This window comes from Dryocola clanedunensis, from assembly GCF_038405435.1.
Taxonomy (GTDB): Bacteria; Pseudomonadota; Gammaproteobacteria; order Enterobacterales; family Enterobacteriaceae; genus Dryocola; species Dryocola clanedunensis_A.
Map to the genome: position 1 here is coordinate 1 of NZ_JBBYHZ010000169.1, position 565 is coordinate 565.

At 66.2% G+C, this 565-nt stretch carries 1 protein-coding gene; it reads right to left on the minus strand.

Going from position 1 to position 565, the window contains the following annotated elements; all coding sequences use genetic code 11:
• Positions 1-80: 80 nt before the first annotated feature.
• The gene (locus AAE045_RS24025) at positions 81-422 is read right to left on the minus strand and encodes a hypothetical protein (RefSeq protein ID WP_102788796.1); all 342 of its coding nucleotides are present in this window, start codon (positions 420-422) and stop codon (positions 81-83) included.
• Positions 423-565 lie beyond the last annotated feature (143 nt).

Below are 565 nucleotides of genomic sequence, written 5' to 3' on the forward strand. Positions count from 1 at the left end.
AGTGGGAACTGGCCACGCTGAAAGTACTCAAAGCCGCGCGGCGCACCGTCCGGCGTGCCCGCGCGGGATGAGCGTAGCGATCAGCCGCAATAGATCGCGGTGATGTTGTTGGTATTGCCGGTTTCGATGGTCAGCCGCTCGCCACCGCTTTCCGCACCGGTGGTGGATGGCACCGCGCCGCTGGCGGTCGGGCCGCTTTCCAGGCGCTGACCGCGCAGCAAGATCACTTCCAGGCTGTCGCTGTCCACGCGTGCCCTTTCGACGGTTGCCGCCGACGCAGCCAGCCCGGTCGCACCGCGGACCTTGTCGATATGGCACTGGCCGGAAATGACGCCGTCGATCGGCTGGACCTGCGCGACGGGGGTGCTGCTGCAGGCGGACAAAGCGAGGACGGCCACAGCCGCGGACAGGTAACGAAGCATGCGACGTACTCCATGGGAATTGCGCTCAGGGTGCATCGGCGCCCGTATGCAGCGGATGAATCCTCTACACGGTGTGGGCACGCTCCATTCACCGTGCCTGGCCGCCCGGTTGACCATAGTGGAAGTGCGCACTGCCGACACGG